Source organism: Nocardia sp. NPDC005745, assembly GCF_040630775.1.
Taxonomy (GTDB): Bacteria; Actinomycetota; Actinomycetes; order Mycobacteriales; family Mycobacteriaceae; genus Nocardia.
Genome location: NZ_JBEXYF010000007.1, coordinates 58,307 through 80,539 on the forward strand (window position 1 = coordinate 58,307; position 22,233 = coordinate 80,539).

General features: G+C 66.6%; 20 protein-coding genes and 1 tRNA gene. 14 read left to right on the forward strand and 7 right to left on the reverse strand.

What is annotated here, in order from left to right:
• Positions 1–82: 82 nt before the first annotated feature.
• On the reverse strand, positions 83–748 hold the full coding sequence (locus ABZ420_RS09720; RefSeq protein WP_357119559.1) for a TetR family transcriptional regulator: 666 nt from the start codon (positions 746–748) through the stop codon (positions 83–85).
• A gap of 854 nt (positions 749–1,602) precedes the next feature.
• Here ABZ420_RS09720 and ABZ420_RS09725 point away from each other — a divergent pair.
• The 8 genes from ABZ420_RS09725 to ABZ420_RS09760 all read left to right on the forward strand — a co-directional run bounded on the left by ABZ420_RS09725 (position 1,603) and on the right by ABZ420_RS09760 (position 10,781).
• A tRNA-Lys gene (locus ABZ420_RS09725) sits at positions 1,603–1,675 on the forward strand.
• 1,097 nt (positions 1,676–2,772) lie between these two features.
• Positions 2,773–3,744: an acyl-ACP desaturase gene (locus tag ABZ420_RS09730; RefSeq protein ID WP_357119562.1), complete on the forward strand. Its 972-nt coding sequence runs from the start codon at positions 2,773–2,775 to the stop codon at positions 3,742–3,744.
• A 148-nt stretch (positions 3,745–3,892) separates the two neighbouring features.
• Positions 3,893–5,020 (forward strand): tRNA dihydrouridine synthase DusB, encoded by a 1,128-nt coding sequence (gene dusB / locus ABZ420_RS09735; protein WP_357038998.1) that lies wholly within the window; start codon positions 3,893–3,895, stop codon positions 5,018–5,020.
• 161 nt (positions 5,021–5,181) lie between these two features.
• Positions 5,182–7,503: an LCP family protein gene (locus ABZ420_RS09740; RefSeq protein ID WP_357119565.1), complete on the forward strand. Its 2,322-nt coding sequence runs from the start codon at positions 5,182–5,184 to the stop codon at positions 7,501–7,503.
• 108 nt (positions 7,504–7,611) lie between these two features.
• Positions 7,612–7,866, forward strand: a complete 255-nt coding sequence (locus ABZ420_RS09745; protein ID WP_357119568.1) for a hypothetical protein — start codon at positions 7,612–7,614, stop codon at positions 7,864–7,866.
• A 313-nt stretch (positions 7,867–8,179) separates the two neighbouring features.
• A complete protein-coding gene (gene phoU, locus ABZ420_RS09750; protein ID WP_040864752.1) occupies positions 8,180–8,842 on the forward strand; it encodes a phosphate signaling complex protein PhoU in 663 nt (220 codons plus the stop codon).
• A gap of 119 nt (positions 8,843–8,961) precedes the next feature.
• The gene (locus ABZ420_RS09755; protein ID WP_357119571.1) at positions 8,962–9,255 is read left to right on the forward strand and encodes a type VII secretion target; all 294 of its coding nucleotides are present in this window, start codon (positions 8,962–8,964) and stop codon (positions 9,253–9,255) included.
• 125 nt (positions 9,256–9,380) lie between these two features.
• On the forward strand, positions 9,381–10,781 hold the full coding sequence (locus tag ABZ420_RS09760) for a hypothetical protein (RefSeq protein ID WP_357119574.1): 1,401 nt from the start codon (positions 9,381–9,383) through the stop codon (positions 10,779–10,781).
• Between the two features lie 863 nt (positions 10,782–11,644).
• On the opposite strand, the gene pstB is transcribed toward ABZ420_RS09760, so the two are convergent.
• The 6 genes from pstB to ABZ420_RS09790 all read right to left on the reverse strand — a co-directional run bounded on the left by pstB (position 11,645) and on the right by ABZ420_RS09790 (position 17,553).
• Positions 11,645–12,421, reverse strand: a complete 777-nt coding sequence (pstB, locus tag ABZ420_RS09765) for a phosphate ABC transporter ATP-binding protein PstB (protein ID WP_195078185.1) — start codon at positions 12,419–12,421, stop codon at positions 11,645–11,647.
• Between the two features lie 21 nt (positions 12,422–12,442).
• Positions 12,443–13,345, reverse strand: a complete 903-nt coding sequence (gene pstA, locus ABZ420_RS09770; RefSeq protein WP_062968578.1) for a phosphate ABC transporter permease PstA — start codon at positions 13,343–13,345, stop codon at positions 12,443–12,445.
• Complete coding sequence (pstC, locus tag ABZ420_RS09775) at positions 13,345–14,319, reverse strand: phosphate ABC transporter permease subunit PstC (RefSeq protein ID WP_062968580.1); 975 nt, start codon at positions 14,317–14,319, stop codon at positions 13,345–13,347. Before pstC ends, pstA begins: the two co-directional genes overlap by 1 nt.
• A gap of 91 nt (positions 14,320–14,410) precedes the next feature.
• Complete coding sequence (gene pstS / locus ABZ420_RS09780; protein ID WP_357119578.1) at positions 14,411–15,523, reverse strand: phosphate ABC transporter substrate-binding protein PstS; 1,113 nt, start codon at positions 15,521–15,523, stop codon at positions 14,411–14,413.
• Between the two features lie 241 nt (positions 15,524–15,764).
• The gene (mshD, locus tag ABZ420_RS09785; RefSeq protein WP_357119581.1) at positions 15,765–16,685 is read right to left on the reverse strand and encodes a mycothiol synthase; all 921 of its coding nucleotides are present in this window, start codon (positions 16,683–16,685) and stop codon (positions 15,765–15,767) included.
• Between the two features lie 103 nt (positions 16,686–16,788).
• Positions 16,789–17,553, reverse strand: a complete 765-nt coding sequence (locus tag ABZ420_RS09790) for a response regulator transcription factor (RefSeq protein ID WP_040864770.1) — start codon at positions 17,551–17,553, stop codon at positions 16,789–16,791.
• A 294-nt stretch (positions 17,554–17,847) separates the two neighbouring features.
• Between ABZ420_RS09790 and ABZ420_RS09795 the strand changes: the two genes are divergently transcribed.
• The 6 genes from ABZ420_RS09795 (at position 17,848) to ABZ420_RS09820 (ending at position 21,935) form a co-directional block, all read left to right on the forward strand.
• Positions 17,848–18,648 carry an LmeA family phospholipid-binding protein gene (locus tag ABZ420_RS09795; protein WP_357119584.1) on the forward strand — a complete coding sequence of 267 codons (801 nt, stop codon included), beginning with the start codon at positions 17,848–17,850 and terminating at the stop codon, positions 18,646–18,648.
• Complete coding sequence (locus ABZ420_RS09800; protein WP_357119587.1) at positions 18,645–19,082, forward strand: thioredoxin family protein; 438 nt, start codon at positions 18,645–18,647, stop codon at positions 19,080–19,082. Before ABZ420_RS09795 ends, ABZ420_RS09800 begins: the two co-directional genes overlap by 4 nt.
• A 287-nt stretch (positions 19,083–19,369) precedes the next feature.
• Entirely contained in the window at positions 19,370–19,864 is a 495-nt protein-coding gene (locus ABZ420_RS09805) for a DUF4395 domain-containing protein (protein WP_357119590.1), read from the forward strand.
• Positions 19,865–19,893: 29 nt separating this feature from the next.
• Complete coding sequence (locus tag ABZ420_RS09810; protein ID WP_357038626.1) at positions 19,894–20,727, forward strand: sulfurtransferase; 834 nt, start codon at positions 19,894–19,896, stop codon at positions 20,725–20,727.
• Positions 20,728–20,732: 5 nt separating this feature from the next.
• Positions 20,733–21,038, forward strand: coding sequence for a DUF1416 domain-containing protein (locus tag ABZ420_RS09815; RefSeq protein ID WP_357119593.1), 306 nt, complete (start codon positions 20,733–20,735; stop codon positions 21,036–21,038).
• Between the two features lie 189 nt (positions 21,039–21,227).
• A complete protein-coding gene (locus ABZ420_RS09820) occupies positions 21,228–21,935 on the forward strand; it encodes an FABP family protein (RefSeq protein ID WP_062968593.1) in 708 nt (235 codons plus the stop codon).
• The last annotated feature ends 298 nt before the right edge of the window (positions 21,936–22,233 follow it).

Sequence of the window (22,233 nt, forward strand, 5' to 3'; positions counted from 1 at the left end):
TCTCCGGACCGGCTTTCAACGGCTGTCCGTTGGGAGCTGGGATAGCTTATGACAGACCGGACTCGATTCCCAAACCGGCTGGTCAGAGGCTCAAACCGAGCTCCTCCAAGCGGGCATGGGTGCGCCAGCCGTCGCTGCGGAACTTCTCCAGCCATTCCGGGGTGGCCATCGCCTCCATCACGACCTCGAGCGCCTCCTCGAACCGTGCCCGCAGATCGACCTGCCCGCCGAGCAGGTCCACCATGTACCGCTGACCGGCCAGCGCGGCGGCGAGCGTGCGGGTGAACCGGTCGGGGTCGGCGTCGGCGCGCAGCTGCCCGTGGTCGATGGCACGGACGGTGAGCACCCTGGTGGTGCGGCCCAGGATGCGACCGCCACCGGCCTGCACGTCACGGTAGAAGTCCGGCTCGATGATCAGCCGGTACTCGGCCTGCACGATGATGTCGTGCTCGAGCCGCAGCGCGATCTCGTCGACCACCCCGTGCAGGATGTCCAGCGGGCTGAGATCCGTTCGGGCCAGCCAGCGCTCGGCGGAGGCGCGGTAGCGTTCCACCGCGGTCTCCAGCACCGCGCGTGCCAGATCTTCTTTCGAATCGAAATGGAAGTACATGGCGCCCTTGGTGGCACGCGACCCTTCCAATATGCGGTTGAGCGATGCAGCGGCATAGCCGCTCTTCCCGAACTCAACGGCGGCGGACCTGATAATCGCCGCCCGTGTCCGGCGCGCCCGCTCTTGCTGCCGTGCCATGCTCGAAACGCCTCCGAAGCCTACTCGCCGCCAATCAGCCACCCCCGAAGGAACGGACCCTCGGCGCGAATTAATGAGTTTTATCAATACGTCGAACCCGGTTTTTCGTCCGATTTCAAACCTTCGGTACGAAAACTCGCGGAAAACCTGTAACACACCAGCTGGTATAGTTTGCCTGCCCGGGTGCGCCGCAGGGGGTGCGCATCCGGGCATTTCTTCGTCCTGAACGTGCCTCCTCCTGCGGCATAGAGTTCCGTCGAGCCGTGGCCGGCCGGACCGGCCGCGGCGCCTTCGGACACGGAAACGACAATCCGAATTCCGGGGCGCCGATCGAGTCGACGATTCTTTCGGAATTCACCAAGGCGTCACCGTACCCGGAATCCCGATCCGACACGCGGCAAACCGAGGAGTCAGGTGGCCATCCGATTCCGCTTTCTGTTACGGCAAATATTCGGCAACCCAAACGGCCCCTACGGTGGGTGCGCGAATTCGCCAGCGGCCCAGGATTGTTCACGCGAGCCGACCGGCAAGCCGGACAACCGGCCGCCGCCCACGTTTCGCCCGCCAACCCGCCCCACGAGCCTCGCCCGGACAGAGCCGTTCACCCCCTGCAAATCCAAAGACATTGCCAGCCAACACGATTGAATGATATCCAGATCCAGCTAAGATGAACAAAGCTGGGTGCCAAGTGTTTACCGCCTGCATCGCCCTCCGCGCACGTCGTGTTACCCACCGCCACGCCGCCCCGCGACGCACCCGCCCGCCGCACGGACCCCACCCATCCAACCCGCCCGCCGACACGAACTCCCCCGATTGGGGCATCCGCCCCCGATCCCACTACACTGTTCCTCCGCGCCCCTATAGCTCAGTTGGTAGAGCTACGGACTTTTAATCCGCAGGTCGTAGGTTCGAGCCCTACTGGGGGCACAGCGGTCGGGCGCCCGGGCACTCCGGGCGCCCGACCTGTTTCGCGGAGTTCTATGCGGTGAAGCACTGGTTATCCGGCCAGGGCACGCCGCGTCGAGGCTCCGCTCTCCGAAGTCGCACACAATGCTTCCCGGTCATCGGAGCCGAACTCGGCGCCTCAGCCGGCAAGCCGTTCGACGGCTCTATTCCTTACTGTCCCTATGCGGCGGAGATAGTGGACCGCCATGCGCGGGATTGCGGACGCCTCGGCTGGAGAGCGGATACGACGAGACGGAGTCAGAGGCCTGCCCACGACGTGGACCACGAGACGCCCAGTGCGACCGGTCGGATTGTGACAAAGGACATAGTCAATTCCGGGGGCCGGTGCCGATCACGCAAATCACTACTCGCATCTCGGCGAGCCCGCCGCCCTGTGCGGCCACGTGGTCGATCGCGGTGGATGACCCGGCGACGCCGGGAAGCCGGTCTGGTACGGCGGATTTCCGAAGTCCATATGTGCCGCCCGAGGCGCTGCGTCTACAGAAGTAAGGGTCCGTCCGAGAACGCGCTTTCCACCACAGACCGTGCCCCGAAGTACGCCGACCTGATCGTGGCGGGACCGGACAGGACAGGCGTCCGCGTCCATGAGACAGGGATGGGTGGCACTGAGGCGACGCACGCCGGTTTCGGCCACCGCGACTCACTCGTGCCCGATCGAGGCGGTCACCGGACCATGCGACGCGGGCTCCTGACCCGTTGCCTTCCAGGAGACCGGCTCACCCGGGCGCAGGCAGTTTGGTTCGGCGCGCCGTGTTCGACACGCGCGAGCGTTGGGTACTCGATTCATTGTCGGCGCGGTGGCGGATTGTGCGATTCCCCACCTCCCGCTAACGACGCGAACCCCGCGTCGATAGTCCTCTCGTTCACAGGAAGAACCCATACACTCGTGTGGATCACTGAACGGCGAAGACGTCGTATGTGGTGGATCACCAGGGCATCGATCGTCTAACGGATGCGTTTCGCATCACACCTACGGTGCCGTAAGGTATGGCCGCAACGGTATCGGTCTACCTTGGGATGACCTGCACGACCGGAAGCACACACTGAAGGGTTCATACATGGCAAGGGATCTGACTCAACTCGAGCTTCTGACGGAGTTGGAGCCGGTTGCCGAAGAAAACGTCAACCGGCACCTCTCCATGGCAAAGGAATGGCATCCGCACGACTACGTCCCGTGGGACGACGGCCGCAATTTCGCGGCACTCGGTGGGGTGGACTGGGATCCGGAGCAGTCCCGGCTCAACGAGGTCGCGAAGGCGGCCATGGTCACCAACCTGCTCACCGAGGACAACCTGCCCTCCTATCACCGGGAGATCGCCGAGAATTTCTCTCAGGATGGCGCGTGGGGCACCTGGGTGGGCCGCTGGACCGCCGAGGAGAACCGCCACGGCATCGTGATGCGGGACTACCTGGTAGTGACCCGCGGCGTCGATCCGGTCGCCCTCGAGGAAGCCAGGATGGTCCACATGACCAACGGCTTCGCCTCCCCTGCCGAAGCCGACGCGGGCTTCCTGCACTCCGTCGCGTACGTCACCTTCCAGGAACTCGCCACCCGGGTCAGCCACCGCAACACCGGCAAGGTCTGTGACGACCCGATCGCCGACCGCATGTTGCAGCGTGTCGCCGCCGACGAGAACTTGCACATGATCTTCTACCGCAACATGTGCGGCGCCGCCCTCGACCTGGCCCCCGACCAGGCCCTCGAGGCGATCACCCTGATCCTGGAGAACTTCCAGATGCCGGGCGCCGGCATGCCCAACTTCCGCCGCAACGGCGTGCTGATGGCCAAGCACGGCATCTACGATCTGCGCCAGCACCTGGAGGACGTCGTCCAGCCGGTGCTGAAGAAGTGGAACATCTTCGAGCGCAGCGACTTCACCGCCCGCGGCGAGGCGGTCCGTGAGCGCCTCGGCCTTTTCCTGGACAAGCTGAGCAAGGACGTCATCAAGTTCGAGGAACAGCGGGACCGGATGCTGGCCCGCGAGGCCGCCAAGCGCGACCGTCAGATGGCGGGCAGCTCCGTAGGCTGAGCGCCCGGCTACAGCACGCCGCCGCCCCGGAGTCCGGGGCGGCGGCAGTTGTATGAACGGCGCGGTGCCGCGCCGCGCTGCGACCCGCTCCGGCCGACTTACGTGCGGAAATGAGACACTGGTCGGCGTGACGATGACTACCGAGGCGATGACGAAGCTGCGGATCGGGCCGTATCCGGTCGATCCGCCGGTCGTGCTCGCGCCGATGGCGGGCATCACGAATCTGGCGTTCCGCAAGCTGTGCCGGGAATTCGGCAGCCCTACCTCGATCTACGTGTGCGAGATGATCACCGCGCGAGCAGTGGTCGAGCGCAACGAGAAGACGCTGCACATGATGTCCTTCGATGCCGACGAGCATCCCCGCTCGATGCAGCTCTACGGCGTGGATCCGGACACGCTCGGCGAAGCGGTGCGCATCATCGTCGGCGAGGGCTGGGCCGACCACATCGACCTCAACCTCGGGTGCCCCGTGCCCAAGGTCACCCGGCTCGGCGGCGGCGCCGCCCTGCCGTACAAGCGGACGCTGTTCCGGCACATCGTGCGCGCCATGGTGAGGGCGGCGGAACCGGCGGGGGTCCCGATCACCCTGAAGTTTCGCATCGGCATCGATGACGACCACCGCACCTATCTGGACGCGGGACGCATCGCGGAAGCCGAAGGCGCGCGGGCGGTCGCGTTGCACGCCCGCACGGCTGCGCAGCGCTACTCCGGTGAGGCCGACTGGACCGCGATCGCCCGGCTCAAAGAGGCCGTCACCTCCATCCCGGTCCTCGGCAACGGCGACATCTTCTCGGCGGATGACGCGGTTCGCATGATGGACGAGACCGGGTGTGACGGCGTGGTCGTCGGCCGTGGCTGCCTGGGCAGGCCGTGGCTGTTCGCCGAACTGCAGGCGGCGCTGCGCGGGGAGCCGCTGCCCGCCGCGCCCGATCTGGGCCGGGTCGGCGCCGTGCTGTACCGGCACGGCGCGCTGCTGTCCGAGCACCTCGGAGAGGACAAGGCCATGCGTGACCTGCGCAAGCACATGGCCTGGTATTTGATGGGCTTCCCGGTCGGCGCCGACCTGCGTCGCGCATTCGCCACCGTGGACAGCCTCGCTCGGCTGGAAGATCTTGTCGGGCAGCTCGATCCGACCGCGCCCTTCCCGAAGGACGCGGAGGGTCCGCGCGGGCGTCAGGGCTCGCCGGGCAAGGTCGCGCTGCCGCACGGCTGGCTCGACGACCCGGACGATCCCGCGGTGCCACGCGCGGCCGATGTGATGCACAGTGGCGGCTGATCGGGCAACCGCTCAGCGAACGACGTCGCCGAGACAGCTGTGACCTGTTCGATTTCTCGGTGGGGTGGCCCCCCGTGGCGGAATCGTTATCATTGCGGAATCGGTGCCGCCGGTCGAGTGTGACCTGAGCGGAAAAGCGGGACGAAAAGCGAGGTTCGTTGGTGGGTGACGATCGGCACGGGCGTTCGCCACGGCCCGGAGGTCGCGCCCCGTGGGAGCGGTATCCCGCGGCGGACAGCTCCGAAGGAGACGCCGCACGCACGTCTCGTCGTTCGCGCCATACCGACGCCACTCCGGACCAGAGTTCCGCCCCCCTGACGGTCCAGGATCTGGTCCAGCGGGTCGACAACGAACGCAGTGGCCGCCGAGGCCGTCGCGCCGAGCCCGCACCGCCGGACCCGGGCGCCGCACCCAGCCGAGGACGCCGCGCGGAACCCACCCCGCCCGACCCGGCCGCCGCGCCCGGCCGAGGACGCCGGGCCGAGCCCGCCCCACCCGGTGTAGGTGCCCCGCAGAACCGGACGCGCCGTCCCGAGCCGGTACCGCCGCAGGGCCCCCCGCCGCAACGGGGCGCCCGCGCCGAGCCGCCGCAGGAAGCTCCCCGGCACCCGGCCGATCCGGCCGCGAACCGGCCCCCCGCCGCCAACGGCCGAGGTGCCGCAGCCGGTCCCCGGCGCGCCCCCGATGCGCCGCCGCGCCAGACCGGCAGCTCGCCGGTGGTCCAGGACATCACGGGCGCCACACCGGCCGCCCGGCCCGCGAACCGCCGCCCGGCCGAGCGCTCCGCTCCTGTAGCGCCGGTCGCGCGTCCGGAACCGGAGCAGGCCGAAGAGGTCACCGACGTCCTTCCCCCGCTCGAAGAGCAGACGCGCGCCAAGCGCAAAGGCGTGGGCTGGCCCACCAAGGAGGGCAAGGACGCCAAGCCGAAGACGGTCGGCACCTCCGCGCAGACCCGCCTGCAGGCCTCCCGGGAGCGCCGCAACAAGCGTCTGCGGGCCACGGGACGGGCGGGGGGAGCCGTGTGCGCCGTCCTCGCATTGCTGGTCACCGGCGGCGGCTGGAGCTACCTGCGGTCGACGACAGACGGCTTCACCCAAGTCAACGCCCTCGACGAGAACTCAGAGGACATCGTCGATTCCAACGCACAGCTCGGCGACGAGAACTACCTGCTCGTCGGCACCGACACCCGCGCAGGGGCCAACGGTCAGCTCGGCGCGGGCACTTTGGACGACGCCGAAGGCGCCCGCGCGGACACCACCATGCTGGTCCACATCCCGAAGGACCGGAGTCGGGTCGTCGTAGTGTCCTTCCCGCGTGACCTGGACGTGACCAGACCCCAGTGCAATGGGTGGGACAACGAAAAAAACGCATACTCCGACGAGAAGTTCCCGTCGGCCATGGGCGACAAGCTCAACGCCGTCTACAACCTCGGCGGCCCGATGTGCCTCGTCTCCACGATTCAGCGCCTCACCGGCGCTTCGATCAATCACTTCATCGGCATCGACTTCGCCGGTTTCGAGTCGATGGTCAACCAAATTGATGGCGTCGAGGTCTGCGCGTCCAAGCCGCTCGTCGACGACGTGCTCGGCACCATCCTCGAGCACCCGGGCAAACAGCGCATCGACGGCCAAACCGCGCTGAAGTACGTGCGTGCCAGGCATGTCTACGGCGAGGAGCGCAGCGATTACGACCGCATCAACCGGCAGCAACGCTTCCTCGCTTCGCTGCTGCGCGGCACGCTATCCAGCAAGGTGCTGTTCAATCCGGGGAAACTGAACGGCTTCATCACTGCGCTTCGTGAGCACACCTGGGTCAACAAGGTCGAAACAGCCGATCTACTGATGCTGGGACGTTCACTGCAAAAAATCGATGCCGGCGCGGTCACCTTCATCACAGTCCCGACCGCGGGCACCACCACCTACGGCAACGAGATCCCCCGGGAATCCGACATCAAGGCGATCTTCAAGGCGATCCGCGACGACCAGCCGCTGCCGGGCGAGAAGCCGACCGTCCAGGCGAACGCGCCCGTCCCCACCCAGGCCGCGGCGACACCGACCAAGCACCGGGCGGTGGATCCCTCCACCGTCTCGCTGCTGGTGTCCAACGGCTCCGGAGTCGAAGGGCTGGCGCGCACGGCCGCCACCAAGCTCGGCAACCAGGGCTTCACGATCTACAACACCGGAAATTACGCCAACGGCACTTCGGCGACGACGAAGGTCCGGTACGCCGCGGGCCTGGAAGCCGAGGCAGCCACCGTGGCCAGCTCCATTCCCGGCGCGACCATCGAGGCCGCCGACGATCTCGGCGGCATCGTCGAGGTCGTCATCGGAGGCGACTCGGCGAACGGTGTCATCGTGAAGGCGCCGACTCCGGTCGGTGACGAGATCACCAACGTGGTGACGAGCACCCCGAAGGATTCGACGCCGACCGTACTGCCCTCGGACCTGGAACACGTCAACGCGGCCGAGGACATCTGCAAGTAGGCGACCCAGTGCACCACAGCGTCACCCGCAGGGTGGGTGTGTCGAGTCACGTTCTACCGCAACAATATTCGCTTCGGCTCTGGTTCAGTGGTTGCTACTGTAGAGAACGTGACCATCAACATGGAGGGGGTTTCAGTGGTACGCAAACTAATCTTCGGAGCATCCGCAGCGGCGGCCGCCTTGGCATTGTTCGCAGGTCCTGCCCAGGCAGACGGGTGGTGGCAGTACAGCACGGCACAGGAATGTGAGCACGCCCGACAGCAGTTTGTAGACATGGGAAGCCGCGTAAGCGGATGCGAGTTCAAGCGCAACGGCAGCGCGTTCGGCGACGGCGACGCCTGGGGGTTCCACATTTACAGCTAATTCTGGCCGAACTCCGATGGTGACTGCGCGAGCACTCGGTCACCATCGGAGTTCTCGGAGGGTGGGGGCACCCCGCCCTCCAATCCGGAGCACATCGACGCCGCCGCTGAGAAGATCTGCGATAGCCCCGGCGCACATTACAGGACGAATGCGATGCAGATCACAAAATGTCGTGATGTCGTCGTTTGAGGCCGCGAGGGCGGCGGCATTCGGTTGTTGACCCGTCAACGGCAACCCGCGCGCTAATGATGCACACCGGTCATTCACTCCCTGTTCGTGACTTGGTCAGCGTGGCGAACTAGGGTCAGGTTCCATGCGTGTCATCTACAACGAGCAAATGGCCGAGCTCGCCCACCTGCTGGGTGAGATGGCCGGCGTTGCCGGCTCGGCCATGGAGCGGGCGACCCAGGCCCTGCTCCAGGCGGACCTCGCCCTGGCGGAGCAGGTGATCAGTGAATCCGACCGGATCGCGGAGCTGATCCAAGACGCCGAGGAGAAGGCCTTCGCCTTGCTCGCGTTGCAGGCGCCGGTGGCAGGCGACCTGCGGCAAGTGGTGAGCACGATCCAGATCGTCGCCGATGTGAATCGGATGGGCGCGCTCGCACTGCACGTAGCCAAGGTCGCACGCAGGCGTCATCCGAACCACGCGCTACCGGAAGCCGTCAACGGCTACTTCGCCGAGATGGGCCGCATCGCGGTGAACATGGGCGCCGGTGCGCGAGAGGTGCTGGAGACCCGCGACCCCGAGCGCGCGGCGCAGCTCAACGAGGACGACGAAGCGATGGACGACCTGCATCGTCACCTCTTCACGCTCCTCATGGACCGGGAGTGGAAGTACGGCGTAGCCGCCGCCGTCGACGTCACACTGCTCGGCCGCTACTACGAGCGCTTCGCCGACCACGCCGTCGAAATCGGCCGGCGGGTCATCTTCCTGGTGACCGGCGTCCTCCCCCCTGACCCGGATGCCGAGGGGTAACCGAAAGGTTTGCCGGGCTTGACGTTTCGCGGGCGGTGAATGATAGATTTAGCCGCGCGGGGCGGGATTGCTCCGGTATAGCGTTACGCCGGCGGGGATCCGGTATGAAGGGGGGCGTCATGAACGTCGATCCAGCAGAGCTGCGCGCGTTGGCCGCGTCGATGGATCAAATCGGCGGCAATATCGGCGGCTTGACGGTGCGTACCACCACGGACGCGCTCGGTAATGTGCTGCCCGGTTCGGCATTGAGCGAAGTGTGCTCGGCGGCGGGTGCGAATGTCGAAGACGCCTGGCAGCGAATGGCCATGCGGTGTAAACGGATTTCCAACATCGCCAAAGGCGGCGCCGCGAACTACGAGGTGTCCGACCAGCAGTTTCGTGATGGCCTCGAGGCGATGGGCGCGCAGCTGTGAGGACGACGAATTCGATGCCCACGCTGAGTCAGGTGCGGTCGGAATGGCAACCGTGGAAACTGGGCGAAGCCGGAACGGAAATACGGACTCGCAATGGCGAATTCGTATCGCTGATCGATGAAACGGTGACACAGATTCGTGCGGCAGGCGCACATTGGAGTGGCGATGCCTATTACGCGGCCTACGACCGGATAGCCGGCGATCGCGACGCGGCGAACAAAGTGGCGCTGGATACCGAGGAACTCGCGCAGACGTTGATCGATAGCGGCACCAGTCTGGCCGGGTTCCGCCAAGCTTTGCTGGACAAGGTCGACCAGGCCGTCGCGGCCGGATTCACCGTCTCCGAGGACTGGCAGGTCACTCCCGGGCCGGACGTCGCGGACGACGACGGCGACTCGCAGTACACCCACCAGACCGCCGTCACCACGGCGCTGAACGAGCTGCTCGGCACCCAATCGGACATCGCCACCAAGATCGAGCAGGCCAGCGGGAATGTGCGTGCCCGCAGTGACCAGCTCGGCGACGGTGACCCGCTCGACAGCGGCGAGCAGACGGATCCGACGCTCGCGGTGTACAGCCGGCAGTCCGACAGCGCGAACACCGACGAGGACCCGACCGACCCTTCCACCACTCCCGCGGGCACGCCGAAGGCGAATCCGATCGCCGCGGAACAGTCCACCCGTGAAGACGAGACCGATATGTCGAAGTCGGGTGAGGACAAGAGCACCGGCGAAGACAAGAGCACCGGCGAAGACAAGAGCACCGGCGAGGACAAGAGCACCGGCGAAGACAAGAGCACCGGCGAGGACAAGAGCGATAAGAGTGACGGCTCCAAGTCGTCCGGTTCCACCGGTCCCGCCAGCGACCCGAATTCCTGGACCCCCTCGGATGTGACGAGTCTTATCAACGCGGTGGGCGGGATCACCGGAGATGTGCCGACGTTGATCGAGTCCGTCGGCAAGCTCGACGACGATCTCGACGACATCATCAAAGCGGGCGGAGAGGCGGGAAAGGGCCTGATCGACTCCGCAGGCTCGGCCGCGGAGAACTTCGCGAAGGCCGCCGATACGGTGATCACCAGCGTCGACCAGGCGGCCGACGGCACGCCCGCGGATTCGCCGTCCACGGGTGAGCCCGCCAAAGACGGCACACCGGCAGCGGACAAAGCCTCCGACGATTCCACGACCGACCAGCCCTCGAAAGCCGATCCGAACGCCAAAGCCACCGATCCGAAGGCGGATGACCCGACTTCGAAGGCCGACGACAGCAAGACCGGAAATCCGAGTCCGGCGCAGGGCACGGAAACGAAGCCGGAACAACAGCCTGCCTCCGTCCGGCAGGCGAGCTACACCGGTACCGAATCCACCGCGCCCAGCAGCACTTCCGCGCCCAGCTCGCCGTCGACCGCGCCCGCCAGTACCGGTTTGCTCGGAGGACACATGGCGAATCGGCAATCGGATTCGGAACACACCCGTCGAGTAGAAGCGGCGCAGACGCCGCTTTTCGAGACGCCCCCAGACCAGTAGATCAACATTTCCTGTTCCGAATGAGAAAGGCCCTGGATAGCCGACTTGCTACCCGGGGCCTTTCCTCTGCCCGCGCCGATCGAAGCCGCTAGGCGGCCGGATCAGCGAAACGGCCGGAGATGCAACGGCGAAATCGGCCCCGACCGCTGGTAGCGGGCGGGGCCGATCGTTCGACTGTTGGTTTATGCGCCGACGGCTTGCCAGTTGTCGACGGCGTAAATTACAACAGGAGCCGGTATCACTATCCGGCAATGATCCACCCGTACGAGCCCCCGCCGTATGAGTAACACACCCACTTCGTCGGGCCCTCATAGTGAACGTTGCCAACGGTATACGCATTGCAAGGCGCTGTAGGCGCAGCCTCTGCTTGCGGGGCAAGCATCGCCGCGGACAAGATCGTGGCCACACCGACCAACGCACCAGAAAGCAATCGTACTGCCATCACGAAACCTCTTTCGCTTCAATGGATTACACAGAGGTTGCGCCATTCGAACCCCCCTGTTTCGCAGCTTACCGAACCATGCTGAAGGAAACAATGACCCAAGCACACCCAAGGGCCAATACCTGCATTGTTTCGGGCGCGACGGCGGGATTGGGGTCGAATGCGGCGCAGGTAGTGATCAGCTTGACGCGAGACAGTGAAGGCAGTTGGCCGCCAGGGGTTTCCGGGCTGGTGGTGATCAGCGAGCGCGACGCGTTCAGCGCGGCGGTGAGGAGCCGTGACCGCGCTGAGGCGGGCCAAATGGGCCAACGTTGCCTGATGCGGCACTTGTTACTGGCCGGAACGCAGAAAGGCCCTGGCATACCCAGGGCCTTTCACTTTGCCTGTCGCAGCCTCGGTGCACAGCCGCTCGGCGGCCGGATCAGCCGAAACGACCGGAGATGTAGTCTTCCGTGGCCTTCTGCGACGGGTTGGAGAAGATCTTCTCGGTGTCGTCGATCTCGATCAATTTGCCCGGCTTGCCCTGGGCTTCCAGGTTGAAGAAGCCGGTCTGGTCACTCACACGCGCGGCCTGCTGCATGTTGTGGGTGACGATGACGATGGTGAATTCCTTCTTCAGCTCGGTGATCAGGTCCTCGATCGCCAGGGTGGAGATCGGGTCGAGCGCCGAGCAGGGCTCGTCCATGAGCAGCACATCGGGCGACACGGCGATGGCGCGCGCGATGCACAGACGCTGCTGCTGACCGCCGGAGAGGCCGCCGCCCGGCTTGTCCAGGCGGTCCTTCACCTCGTTCCACAAATTGGCGCCGCGCAGCGAGCGCTCGGCCACCTCGTCGAGTTCCTTCTTGCTGCGCACGCCTTGCAGCTTCAGGCCCGCGACCACGTTGTCCTTGATGGACATGGTGGGGAACGGGTTGGGCCGCTGGAAGACCATGCCGATCGTGCGGCGCACGCCCACCGGGTCGACCTGGGTGCCGTAGATGTCCTCACCGTCGAGCAGCACCGCGCCCTCGACCCTGGCGTTCGGGGTTACCTCGTGCATGCGGTTGAGCGAACGCAGCACGGTGGACTTGCCGCAACCCGAGGGACCGATGAAGGCGGTCACGCTGCGCGGCAGCACGGTCAGCGAGACATCGGACACGGCATGGAACTTGCCGTAGTAGATGTTCAGATCTTTGACGTCGATCCGCTTGGCCATTGTCGGTAATCCGTTCCGCTTCTATCGGTTCCGGGTGAGCAGGCGGTTGAGGACCGCAGCCGCGAGGTACAGGAAGGCGATGATGATGATGAGGGTCAAAGCCGCGCCCCAGACTCGCTCGCGTCCGGCGGCTTCGGGGTTGGCCAGCTCCTGGTAGATCAACAGCGGCAGCGACGCCATGTTGCCGTCGAAGATGTTCGTGTTGATCGACTTGCTGTAGCCGACCAGCACCAGCACGGGAGCGGTCTCGCCCATCACCCTGGCGATGGCGAGCAGGATGCCGCTGATCATGCCGGGCAGCGCGGTCGGCACCACGATCCGCACGATGGTCTTCCACTTGGGGATACCCAGCGCGTAGGACGCTTCGCGTAGTTCGTCCGGCACCAGTTTGAGCATTTCCTCGGTGCTGCGGACAACCACCGGCAGCATCAGCAGCACCAACGCCAGCGACACCGCGAGCGAGCTCTGCGGGAACCCGAGCGTCGCGATCCACAGCGCGAAGATGAACAGCGCCGCGACGATCGACGGCACGCCGGCCAGGATGTCGACCATGAAGGTCGTGGTCTTGGCCAGCACGCCACGGCCGTACTCGACCAGGTACACCGCGGCCATGATGCCGAGCGGCACCGCGATGATCGTCGCGACCAGCGACTGGGCGATGGTGCCGTAGATGGCGTGGTAGACGCCGCCCGCGACCTGGTTGGGCAGCACACCCTTGAGCGAGTTCTGCCACCAGTTTGCCCGGACCACGGCGCTGAAGCCCTTGGTGATCACCATGATCAGCACCCACGCCAGTGGCACGAGCGCGATGCCGAACGCCAGCCAGACCAACCCGGTCGCGAGGTTGTTGCGTATCCGGCGCGACAGGCTCACGTCCCGGAAGGTGGGCGGCTTGATCGGCCGGTCCAGAGTCGAGGTGGTCATCACCCGTTCACCCTTCCGCCCGCGGCGAGTCGAGCCAGCGCATTCACGACGAAGGTCAGCGCGAACAGGACGAAGCCCGCCGCGATGTACGCGCCGGTCGGCAGCGGAGCACTGAACTCCGCCGCGGCCGAGGCGATTTTGGAGGCGAAGGTGTAGCCGCCGTCGAACACCGACCACTGTCCCGGCTGCGCGGCCGTCTTCAGCACGATCAGCACCGCGATCGTCTCGCCGAGCGCACGGCCGAGGCCGAGCATGGCGCCCGCGATCATGCCGCTGCGGCCGTACGGCAGCACCGTCATCCGCACGACTTCCCATTTCGTCGCGCCGAGTGCCTGCGCCGCCTCGATGTGGGCGCGCGGAGTGAGGTTGAACACCTCACGGCTGACCGACGTGATGATCGGCAGGATCATCACCGCGAGCACGACGCCCGCGGTGAAGATCGTGCCGCCGCTGGCCAGCGGGATGTTGCCGTCCGAGAACAGGAACAGCCATCCCAGGTTGTCGTTCAGGAAGGTCTGGATCGGCTCCAGTTGCGGAGCGAGCACCAGGATTCCCCAGAGACCGAACACGATCGAGGGCACCGCCGCGAGCAGATCGACGACCACCGAGAACGGCCGCGCCAGCGTCTTCGGCGCGTAGTGCGTCAGAAACAGCGCGATGCCGATGCCGATCGGAACGGCGAGCACCAGCGCGAAGATCGAACTCAGCACCGTGACCATGAACAGGTCCCGGATGCCGAACCGCAGGTGGTTGGCGTCCGAGGTGTTGAAGTCGGTGCTGGTGAAGAAGTTCGCCTCGTTCGCCAGCACCGACGGCACCGCTCGGATGAGCAGGAACAGTGCGATCAGCGCGATGGCGGCGACGATGATCGCACCGGCCGCGGTCGCCAGGGAGCGGAAGATGATCTCCGCTCGCTGACTGTGCTGCGGACGGGCCCTCTTCGCGGCCGGATCGTTGCTCGGCTTGCTCGGCATGAGCGCAGTATCTCCGCCTGCTCGCTGGTCGGTCGAATCCGACGGACCAGCGGCGGCAACCTCGTCGTGCACGGTCATGTGGGGACTGCTATCAGGAGATGGCGTTGATGGCGGTGGTCAGCTTGGTCTTGAACTGCTCCGGGATCGGGATGTACCCGGCCTCGTCCAAGCCCTGCTGGCCGTTGGTGACCGCCGAGGTGAGGAAGGCCTTGACCGCCTTCGACGTGGCGGCGTCGGAGTACTTCGAGCACACGATCTCGTAGGTCGGCATGACGATCGGGTACGCGCCCGCCACCGACGGCTTGTAGAACGAGGAAGTGTCGATGACCAGGTCGTTGCCCTGGCCGGAGACCTTCGCGGACTCGATCGCCTTGCCCGCCGACGCGACGCTCAGCGTCACCGGGTCCTTGCTCGCCGAGGTGATGATGCGCGCGATCGACAGGTTCTGCGCCTTCGCGAAGGACCACTCGTTGTAGGTGATCGAGTTCTTGGTGGTCTTCACCGCGCCCGAGGTGCCCTCGTTGCCCTTCGAGCCCGCGCCGACGCCACCGTTGAAGGCCTTGCCCGCGCCCTTGCCCCAGGCGCCGTCGGAGGCGGAGTCCAGGTAGAGCTGGAAGTTGTCGGTGGTGCCCGACTCGTCGCTGCGGAAGATCACGGCGATCGGCTCGGACGGCAGCTTGGCGTTCGGGTTCAGCGCCTTGATCTCCGGGGCATCCCAGGTGGTCACCGAGCCGTTGAAGATCTTGGCGGCGGTCGGGCCGTCCAGCGTGAGATCGGCGACGCCGTCGATGTTGTAGGTGATCGCGACCGGGCCGAACACGGTCGGCAGGTTCCACGCAGGCGAGGCGCAGCGGTCGGCGGCCTTCTTCGGCTCGTCCTTCTTCGGGCTCAGCGGGGAGTCGGAGCCACCGAAATCGGTCTGACCGCCGAGGAATTCGCTCACACCGGCACCGGAGCCGCTGGAGGTGTAGTTGAGCGTGGAACCGTCGCAGTTCTTCTCGTACGCGGCGATGAAGCGCTCCATCGCGTTCTTCTGCGCCGAGGAACCGCTGGCCTTGAGGGCCTCCTTCCCGCCGCAGGCGACGTCGACCTTCGCCACGTTGCTCGAGTCGGTCGCGGTGTTGTCGTCGCTGCCACAGGCGGCCAACGTCATGGCGCCGACGGCCAGCACACCGACGAGGGCGCTGCTGCGCTTGAGATTCACTATTCCTCCGGAATGGCGTCCAACTCGTCCGGTCCCTCACCGGCCCGGACGGGTGCTGTGGTGCTGTTCGCGGGGAACTTGCGCACCAGGCAACAGTGTGCTGCCCTCACTCAACCTAAAGTCACGTGGTTGACAGTTGGACCGACCTGAGTGAACGGAGAGTGAACAGCCCGGCGCGATTGCACCTGGTAGATGTGACGTTTGCCCCAGTTTTACTCGCGGACACCCGTTCTGCCGCCTGTTATTCAGCATCCGCCGCGGCGTAGGCGACGTCGACGTGCGCGGGGGCGAATCCGAGCCGGGTATAAGTGCGCACCGCGGCCGCGTTGTCGGCCTCGGTGTAGAGCAACACCTCGGCCAACCCGCGGTCCCGCAGGTGACGCAAACCGGCGAGAGTGAGCAGACGACCGAGCCCACGCCCCTGCGCCGCCGGATCGATACCGACCACGTAGACCTCACCGAGCGGCGGACTCTCCGCGTGATGCACCTTGGTCCAGTGGAATCCGAGCAAACGGCCGGGGGCGGCCGGGTCGAATGCCAGGAACAGGCCCGCCGGATCGAACCACGACTCGGCGCGGCGGAGTTCGATGTCACGCCGGGTCCACCCGCCCTGTTCGGGATGCCAGGCGAAGGCCGCACTGTTCACTCGCAGCAATTCCGCGTCGTCGGCGGGGCCCGCGTAGGTGCGCAACACGATGTCGTCCGGCACACTCAATTCCGGTAGCTCAGGACTCGCCAGCGACCGTCGCATCTGCCAGAGCTCACGCGCGGTCCGCAATCCGAGCCGCGCAGCGACGGCTTTGGCCGCAGGCCGGTCACCGTGCGCCCAGACCCGCGCGCCGGGACCACCCTCGGCCAGAGCGTCCTCGACCAGAGCGGCGCCGACGCCGTGGCCGCGCTGGGATGGATCGACCGCGGCCTCGGCCATCGCGGGATGGTCACCGTGCGCGGGAACGAGATTCGCGTAGCCCGCGATCGCGCCGTCGCGCCGAGCGAGCAGATGGCGTGCTCCGGTGTGGTCGCCCGAGGTGAGCGACAGCACGGCCTGTTCCGAGACCGGGGCGACCCCGTCGGCCGCGGTCGCGCGCGCCAGCAGATCGGTGATCGTTTGCGCGGTGTCCGCATCGAGACGATCGGTCCACTGTGTTGTCACGCCGCTCATCGGCCTCCGTTCATCGAGCCCAGCGGACTCCGCTCGGAGTCCGCCCTTGGCAACGTCGTAGGTGCGGGCGGCATTTCGGAGTCCGATGCGCGAGCCGCCGTAATTACTGCGCGGAGCCGTTGACCGGCGTGAGCGGGGAGTCGTCGGTGCCCTCGTTGTCCTCGTCCGGGAAGCTCACCTGCTCACCCTTGGCCGCCGCGCGCGACGGGCGCACGGCCTTGTAACCGACATTGCGCACCGTACCGATCAGCGATTCGTATTCGGTGCCGAGTTTGGCGCGCAATCGCCGCACGTGCACGTCCACGGTGCGGGTGCCGCCGAAGAAGTCGTAGCCCCACACCTCCTGCAACAGCTGAGCGCGGGTGAACACCCGGCCCGCGTGCTGCGCGAGATACTTCAGCAGCTCGAACTCCTTGTAGGTGAGGTCGAGCGGGCGGCCACGCAACCGCGCGGTGTAGGTGCCCTCATCGATCACCAGCTCGCCGAGAGTGATCTTGCCGGTGTTCTCCGGGCTTGCCACGCCGCCGTTGCGCCCGACCAGCAGCCGCAATCTGGCGTCGAGTTCGGCGGGGCCGGTACCGGGCAGCAGGATGTCGTCGAGCCCCCAGTCCGCGTTCACCGCGACAAGGCCGCCCTCGGTGAGCACCGCGACGACCGGCACCGAGGACCCGGTGCTGCCGAGCAAGCGGCACAGGCCACGGGCCGCGGCCAAGTCGGTTCTCGCGTCCACCAACGCGACGTCCGCGGTGCCTGCCTCGAGCAGTGACGCCACTTCCGTCGGCGCGGGGCGCACGTTGTGCGCGAGCAACGCAAGCGAGGGCAACACCGACTCGGGGTTGGGGTCGGAGGTAAGCAGGAGCAGCTCCACAGGCCCTCCTCCCATCTCGTAGCCACGCGGATGCGGCAGCACCGCCGCGGCCGCGTCGCTAATCACAGGTAATCGGATGCAAGATTAGCGCGTAACAAGGCATGACCACGCATTCCGGGGTCCACGACCGCAGCGGAGGACACCCGCGAGCCCCGCTCGGGCCAACCGATATGGTGCGTACATGGGTTACGTACCGGGCAGGCCCGCCACCGGCGGGGCGCCCGGCACGGCAGCCGAACGCGCGCCGCGCGGCTACCGGCCGCAGCGGCCCGAGACCCGGAGAGACGGGGGAGCATGCGCAAGCTGATCATCGGCCTGCTGTGTCTGGCGGGTTTCGCCGTCGTCGTCGACTTCAGCACCGCGGCCTATTCGGAATATCGCGTCTCCCGCGCGTTGCGCGACGGCGCCGATCTCACCGCCGATCCCGAGGTGACGATTCACGGTTTCCCCTTCCTCGGCCAGGCCTGGGACAGCCGCTACGACCACGTGGAGATCCGGGCGCGCGCGAAGCGTGCGGACATCCCCGGCGAAACCGCGCTGGAGGCGACGCTGACGGGAGTGCGGCTCCCGGTCGGCGAACTCGTCGACGGCAGCCTGCGCGGCGTCCCGGTGGAGCGAGTGGACAGCAGGTTGCGGGTGGAGCCGACCGAACTCGGCAGGCTGTTCACCATCCCCGATCTGCAGGTGCATTCGCGGCCCGCGGACAAGTCCGACGGGACCGGCGGATCGGGTGGTTCCGGCATGACCACCACGGGCGCGCTGGTGCTCACCGGCACACTGCCCGAGACGCCCGGTGCGCAGTACAGCGGCGAAAAAGTGAGCGTGCAGGCCGATCTGTCGCTCGACGGCGATCAGGTGAAGATCGTGGCGACGGGTTTCTATCGCGGCCCGCCCGGCACCGAGACCATGCCTGTGGCGGTGATCACCGAGGCCGATCGTCCAGCGGTGCTCGCCCGGTTCACCCGTACCATCGATACCAAGGAGTTGCCGTTCGGCGTCCGGCCCACCAAGGTCTCCGCCCAGGGCGGTCAGATCGTCGTGGAGGGCAAGGGCGTGAACGTCACGATCGACCTCGACCGATTGCAGCGACCATGATCCAACTCACCATCCTGGCAGTCGTACTGCTCACCGCGCTGGCGGTGGGCATCCTGCTGCGCCGCCGCGAAGGCAAGGTCCGCGCGGCCGACGGCATCGACCTGTCCGACCGCGCGGATCTGCTGGCGGCCGTCGGGGTGACCGGCGACGGTCCCGCGGTCCTACATTTCTCCGCCGAATGGTGCGGACCGTGCGACGCGGTTCGCCGGGTGGTTGCCAATGTCACCGACCAGCTCGCGGGATCGCCGCAGCCGCCCCAGGACATCGAGGTGGACATCGACGCCGAGCCCGCGCTCGCGCGGGAGTTGAACGTGCTGTCGCTGCCCACCACGTTCGTCTTCGACACCGCGGGCAGGGAACGATTCCGCATCTCCGGCGTGCCCAAGGCCACCGATCTGCAGTCCGCGCTGGAGCCGCTGACCGCAGCGGCCTGAGCTGCGACGACAAGTCCCCTCGACGGATGTGATCCACCCCGGGTCCAATTCCCCCGCCGAATTGGGTAAACTGCTGACGTGCTTTCCAACCACGAGCTGATGCTCACCCGACGTCGCACAGTGGATCTGTGTCGGCTCGGTGGTTGTTGCTGCCTGTGCCGCTGATCGGTCGGCTTCCCCGGATTTCCTGACGCCGACCCCTGTCCGCCGCGCGAGTGATCTCACGATCCCCCGGCGAATTGGCAAATCTTCAGTCATCGGACTTTCTCAGCGCAGGAGTACGCACAATGTCCACCCAGATCCGTAACAGTTCCGGAACGCTACCCACTACCGCAGACCAGGTCGATGTTCGCGGCCCGCGCTTCGCCGCATGGGTGACCACCGGCGTCCTCGTGGTCGTCCTGCTCGCCGCCGCGTTCTCGCCCGGCGCGGCCGCGGTCCTGATCGCCCTGCAGGCGGTCGTCTTCGCGATCGGCGCGGCCCTCGGCCCGCGCCGGCATCCGTATGGCCGGATCTACGCAGCCTTCGTCGCGCCGCGCCTGGCGCCGACCAGTGCGACCGAGCCGACGGCGCCGCTGCGGTTCGCGCAGCTGCTCGGTTTCGTCTTCGCGGCCGTCAGCCTGCTGGGCTTCGCGCTCGGCTCCACAATCGTCGGCGCGGTGTTCGCCGGCTTTGCCCTGTTCGCGGCGTTCCTGAACGCGGCGTTCGGGATCTGCCTGGGTTGCCAGATCTACCCGCTGGTCGCCCGTCTCCGCCGGAGCCCGTCACCGGCATCGAACTGACCCTGCTCGTCATCTCTGAAAGGAAAACAATGGCTCGCTCCGATGTCCTGGTCTCCGTTGACTGGGCCGAAGAGAACCTCAACGCCCCCGGCGTCGTCTTCGTCGAGGTCGACGAGGACACCTCCGCCTACGACGGCGGGCACATCGAAGGTGCCGTCCGGCTCGACTGGAAGAAGGACCTGCAGGATCAGGTTCGTCGCGACTTCGTGAACCAGGAGCAGTTCTCCGATCTGCTCTCGGCCCGCGGCATCTCGAACGACGACGAGGTCATCCTCTACGGCGGCAACAACAACTGGTTCGCCGCGTACGCCTACTGGTACTTCAAGCTGTACGGCCACAACAACGTCAAGCTGCTCGACGGTGGCCGTAAGAAGTGGGAGCTCGACGGCCGTCCGCTGTCCACCGAGGCGGTGAACCGGCCCGCCACCCAGTACAAGGCGTCGGCGCCCGACCTGTCCATCCGCGCCTTCCGCGACGAGGTCATCGCGGCCATCGGCACCAAGAACCTGGTCGACGTGCGTTCGCCCGACGAGTTCACCGGCAAGATCCTGGCGCCCGCCCACCTCCCGCAGGAGCAGAGCCAGCGTCCCGGCCACATCCCCGGCGCCATCAACGTGCCGTGGAGCAAGGCCGCGAACGAGGACGGCACCTTCAAGTCCGACGCCGACCTGACCGAGATCTACAAGGAAGCCGGCCTGGACGGCGAGAAGGAGACCATCGCCTACTGCCGGATCGGCGAGCGCTCCTCGCACACCTGGTTCGTGCTGCAGGAACTGCTCGGCCACCAGAACGTCAAGAACTACGACGGGAGCTGGACCGAGTACGGCTCGCTCGTCGGCGCTCCGATCGAGTTGGGAGAGTAAGAGATATGTGTGCAGCACCTACTCAGGGTCAGGCCATCCCGGCCGGTGTCGACGTGGAGAAGGAAACGGTCATCACCGGCCGTGTCCTGAGCGCCGACGGCCAGCCGGTGGGCGGGGCGTTCGTGCGCCTGCTCGACGGCAACGGTGATTTCACCGCCGAAGTCGTCGCGTCGGGCACCGGTGACTTCCGGTTCTTCGCGGCTCCCGGCTCGTGGACCGTCCGTGCGCTCTCCTCGGCGGGCAACGGCTCGGCCGAGGTGCGCCCCGACGGCGCGGGCATCCACTCGGTCGACGTCGCGGTCGCCAAGTAAGACGCCATACCGGTCGAACGGCCCCGGTCGCTTTCCGCTCCGCGGAAGCACCGGGGCCGTTTGCGTGCCGTGACAAGGGGGTCGTTAGACTCGGATCGTGGTCCTCTTCTTCGAGATTCTGCTGGTGGCCGTGGCCGTTCTGATCGGCTGGTTCGGCCTCTACGTCTTCTACCGGCTGTTCACCGAATCATGAGCGAACTCGCGAGCGAAGGTTCCAACCCGGCCGAGCGAGCGAGTGAACAACTGAACGGAACCGCTCCGGCCGATTCCGCCGGTCGCCGCAGCGGTGACCAGGCCGTGGCCGACGCCGCCGAAAGGGCGAGATCGACCGGCGCGCGAAATATCCCGGTCCTACCGGATCTTCCGCTGCCCGAGGACACGGCCAATCTGCGCCTCGGCCCGGATCTGAGCGCCTCGATGCTCGCGCTGCTCCCGCTGGTGGGCGTGTGGCGCGGCGAGGGCGAAGGCAACGACCCCGAGCGCGGGGACTACCGGTTCGGCCAGCAGATCGTCGTCTCGCACGACGGTGGCGACTACCTGGCCTGGGAATCCCGGTCCTGGGTGATCGAGGCCGACGGCAACTACGGCGGCCCCGACCTGCGGGAGAGCGGCTTCTGGCGGGTCGGCATCGACGGCAACGACGAGGTCATCGAATTGCTGCTGTCGCACAGCAGCGGCATCGTCGAGCTGTTCTACGGCCAGGCGCTGACCCAGTCGTCCTGGGAACTGGCCACCGATGTGGTGATCCGCAGTCAGTCCGGCATCGTCGTGGGCGGCGCCAAGCGCCTCTACGGCATCGTCGAAGGCGGCGATCTGGCCTACGTCGAGGAACGCGTCGTAGCCGACGGCCCCCTCGAACCACGCCTCTCGGCCCGCCTCCAGCGCTACATCGGCTGAGCCGACGCGACAGCTGGTTTCGAAAGAACACGGGTAACTCACCGGGTACGCCCAAGACTTCCCACGCCCGGACGCGGCACCTGTGACCAACCCGAGCGCCCCCGACTTGTATGGCCTGGATACCCGGAGAGGCGGGCTAGCGCAGAACAGCCCCCGAGCCATACCGGTGCGACTCTCATCGCACAGGTCCGGTCGGACAGACCGGGGCTCGGGGGCCGGGTGACTGCCTGGAATTCGCTCAGCGCTCGCGCGGGCGAAATCCACCTGCAGCGGTGGCGCTAGCGGACAGCCACCTCAC

Excerpts from the sequence above, each read along its gene's own strand:
- ABZ420_RS09720 (WP_357119559.1), bottom strand. The coding sequence starts at position 748 with ATGGCACGGCAGCAAGAGCGGGCGCGCCGGACACGGGCGGCGATTATC.
- ABZ420_RS09730 (WP_357119562.1), top strand. The coding sequence starts at position 2,773 with ATGGCAAGGGATCTGACTCAACTCGAGCTTCTGACGGAGTTGGAGCCG.
- dusB (WP_357038998.1), top strand. The coding sequence starts at position 3,893 with ATGACGAAGCTGCGGATCGGGCCGTATCCGGTCGATCCGCCGGTCGTG.
- phoU (WP_040864752.1), top strand. The coding sequence starts at position 8,180 with ATGCGTGTCATCTACAACGAGCAAATGGCCGAGCTCGCCCACCTGCTG.
- ABZ420_RS09755 (WP_357119571.1), top strand. The coding sequence starts at position 8,962 with ATGAACGTCGATCCAGCAGAGCTGCGCGCGTTGGCCGCGTCGATGGAT.
- pstB (WP_195078185.1), bottom strand. The coding sequence starts at position 12,421 with ATGGCCAAGCGGATCGACGTCAAAGATCTGAACATCTACTACGGCAAG.
- pstA (WP_062968578.1), bottom strand. The coding sequence starts at position 13,345 with ATGACCACCTCGACTCTGGACCGGCCGATCAAGCCGCCCACCTTCCGG.
- pstC (WP_062968580.1), bottom strand. The coding sequence starts at position 14,319 with ATGCCGAGCAAGCCGAGCAACGATCCGGCCGCGAAGAGGGCCCGTCCG.
- mshD (WP_357119581.1), bottom strand. The coding sequence starts at position 16,685 with ATGAGCGGCGTGACAACACAGTGGACCGATCGTCTCGATGCGGACACC.
- ABZ420_RS09795 (WP_357119584.1), top strand. The coding sequence starts at position 17,848 with ATGCGCAAGCTGATCATCGGCCTGCTGTGTCTGGCGGGTTTCGCCGTC.
- ABZ420_RS09800 (WP_357119587.1), top strand. The coding sequence starts at position 18,645 with ATGATCCAACTCACCATCCTGGCAGTCGTACTGCTCACCGCGCTGGCG.
- ABZ420_RS09805 (WP_357119590.1), top strand. The coding sequence starts at position 19,370 with ATGTCCACCCAGATCCGTAACAGTTCCGGAACGCTACCCACTACCGCA.
- ABZ420_RS09810 (WP_357038626.1), top strand. The coding sequence starts at position 19,894 with ATGGCTCGCTCCGATGTCCTGGTCTCCGTTGACTGGGCCGAAGAGAAC.
- ABZ420_RS09815 (WP_357119593.1), top strand. The coding sequence starts at position 20,733 with ATGTGTGCAGCACCTACTCAGGGTCAGGCCATCCCGGCCGGTGTCGAC.
- ABZ420_RS09820 (WP_062968593.1), top strand. The coding sequence starts at position 21,228 with ATGAGCGAACTCGCGAGCGAAGGTTCCAACCCGGCCGAGCGAGCGAGT.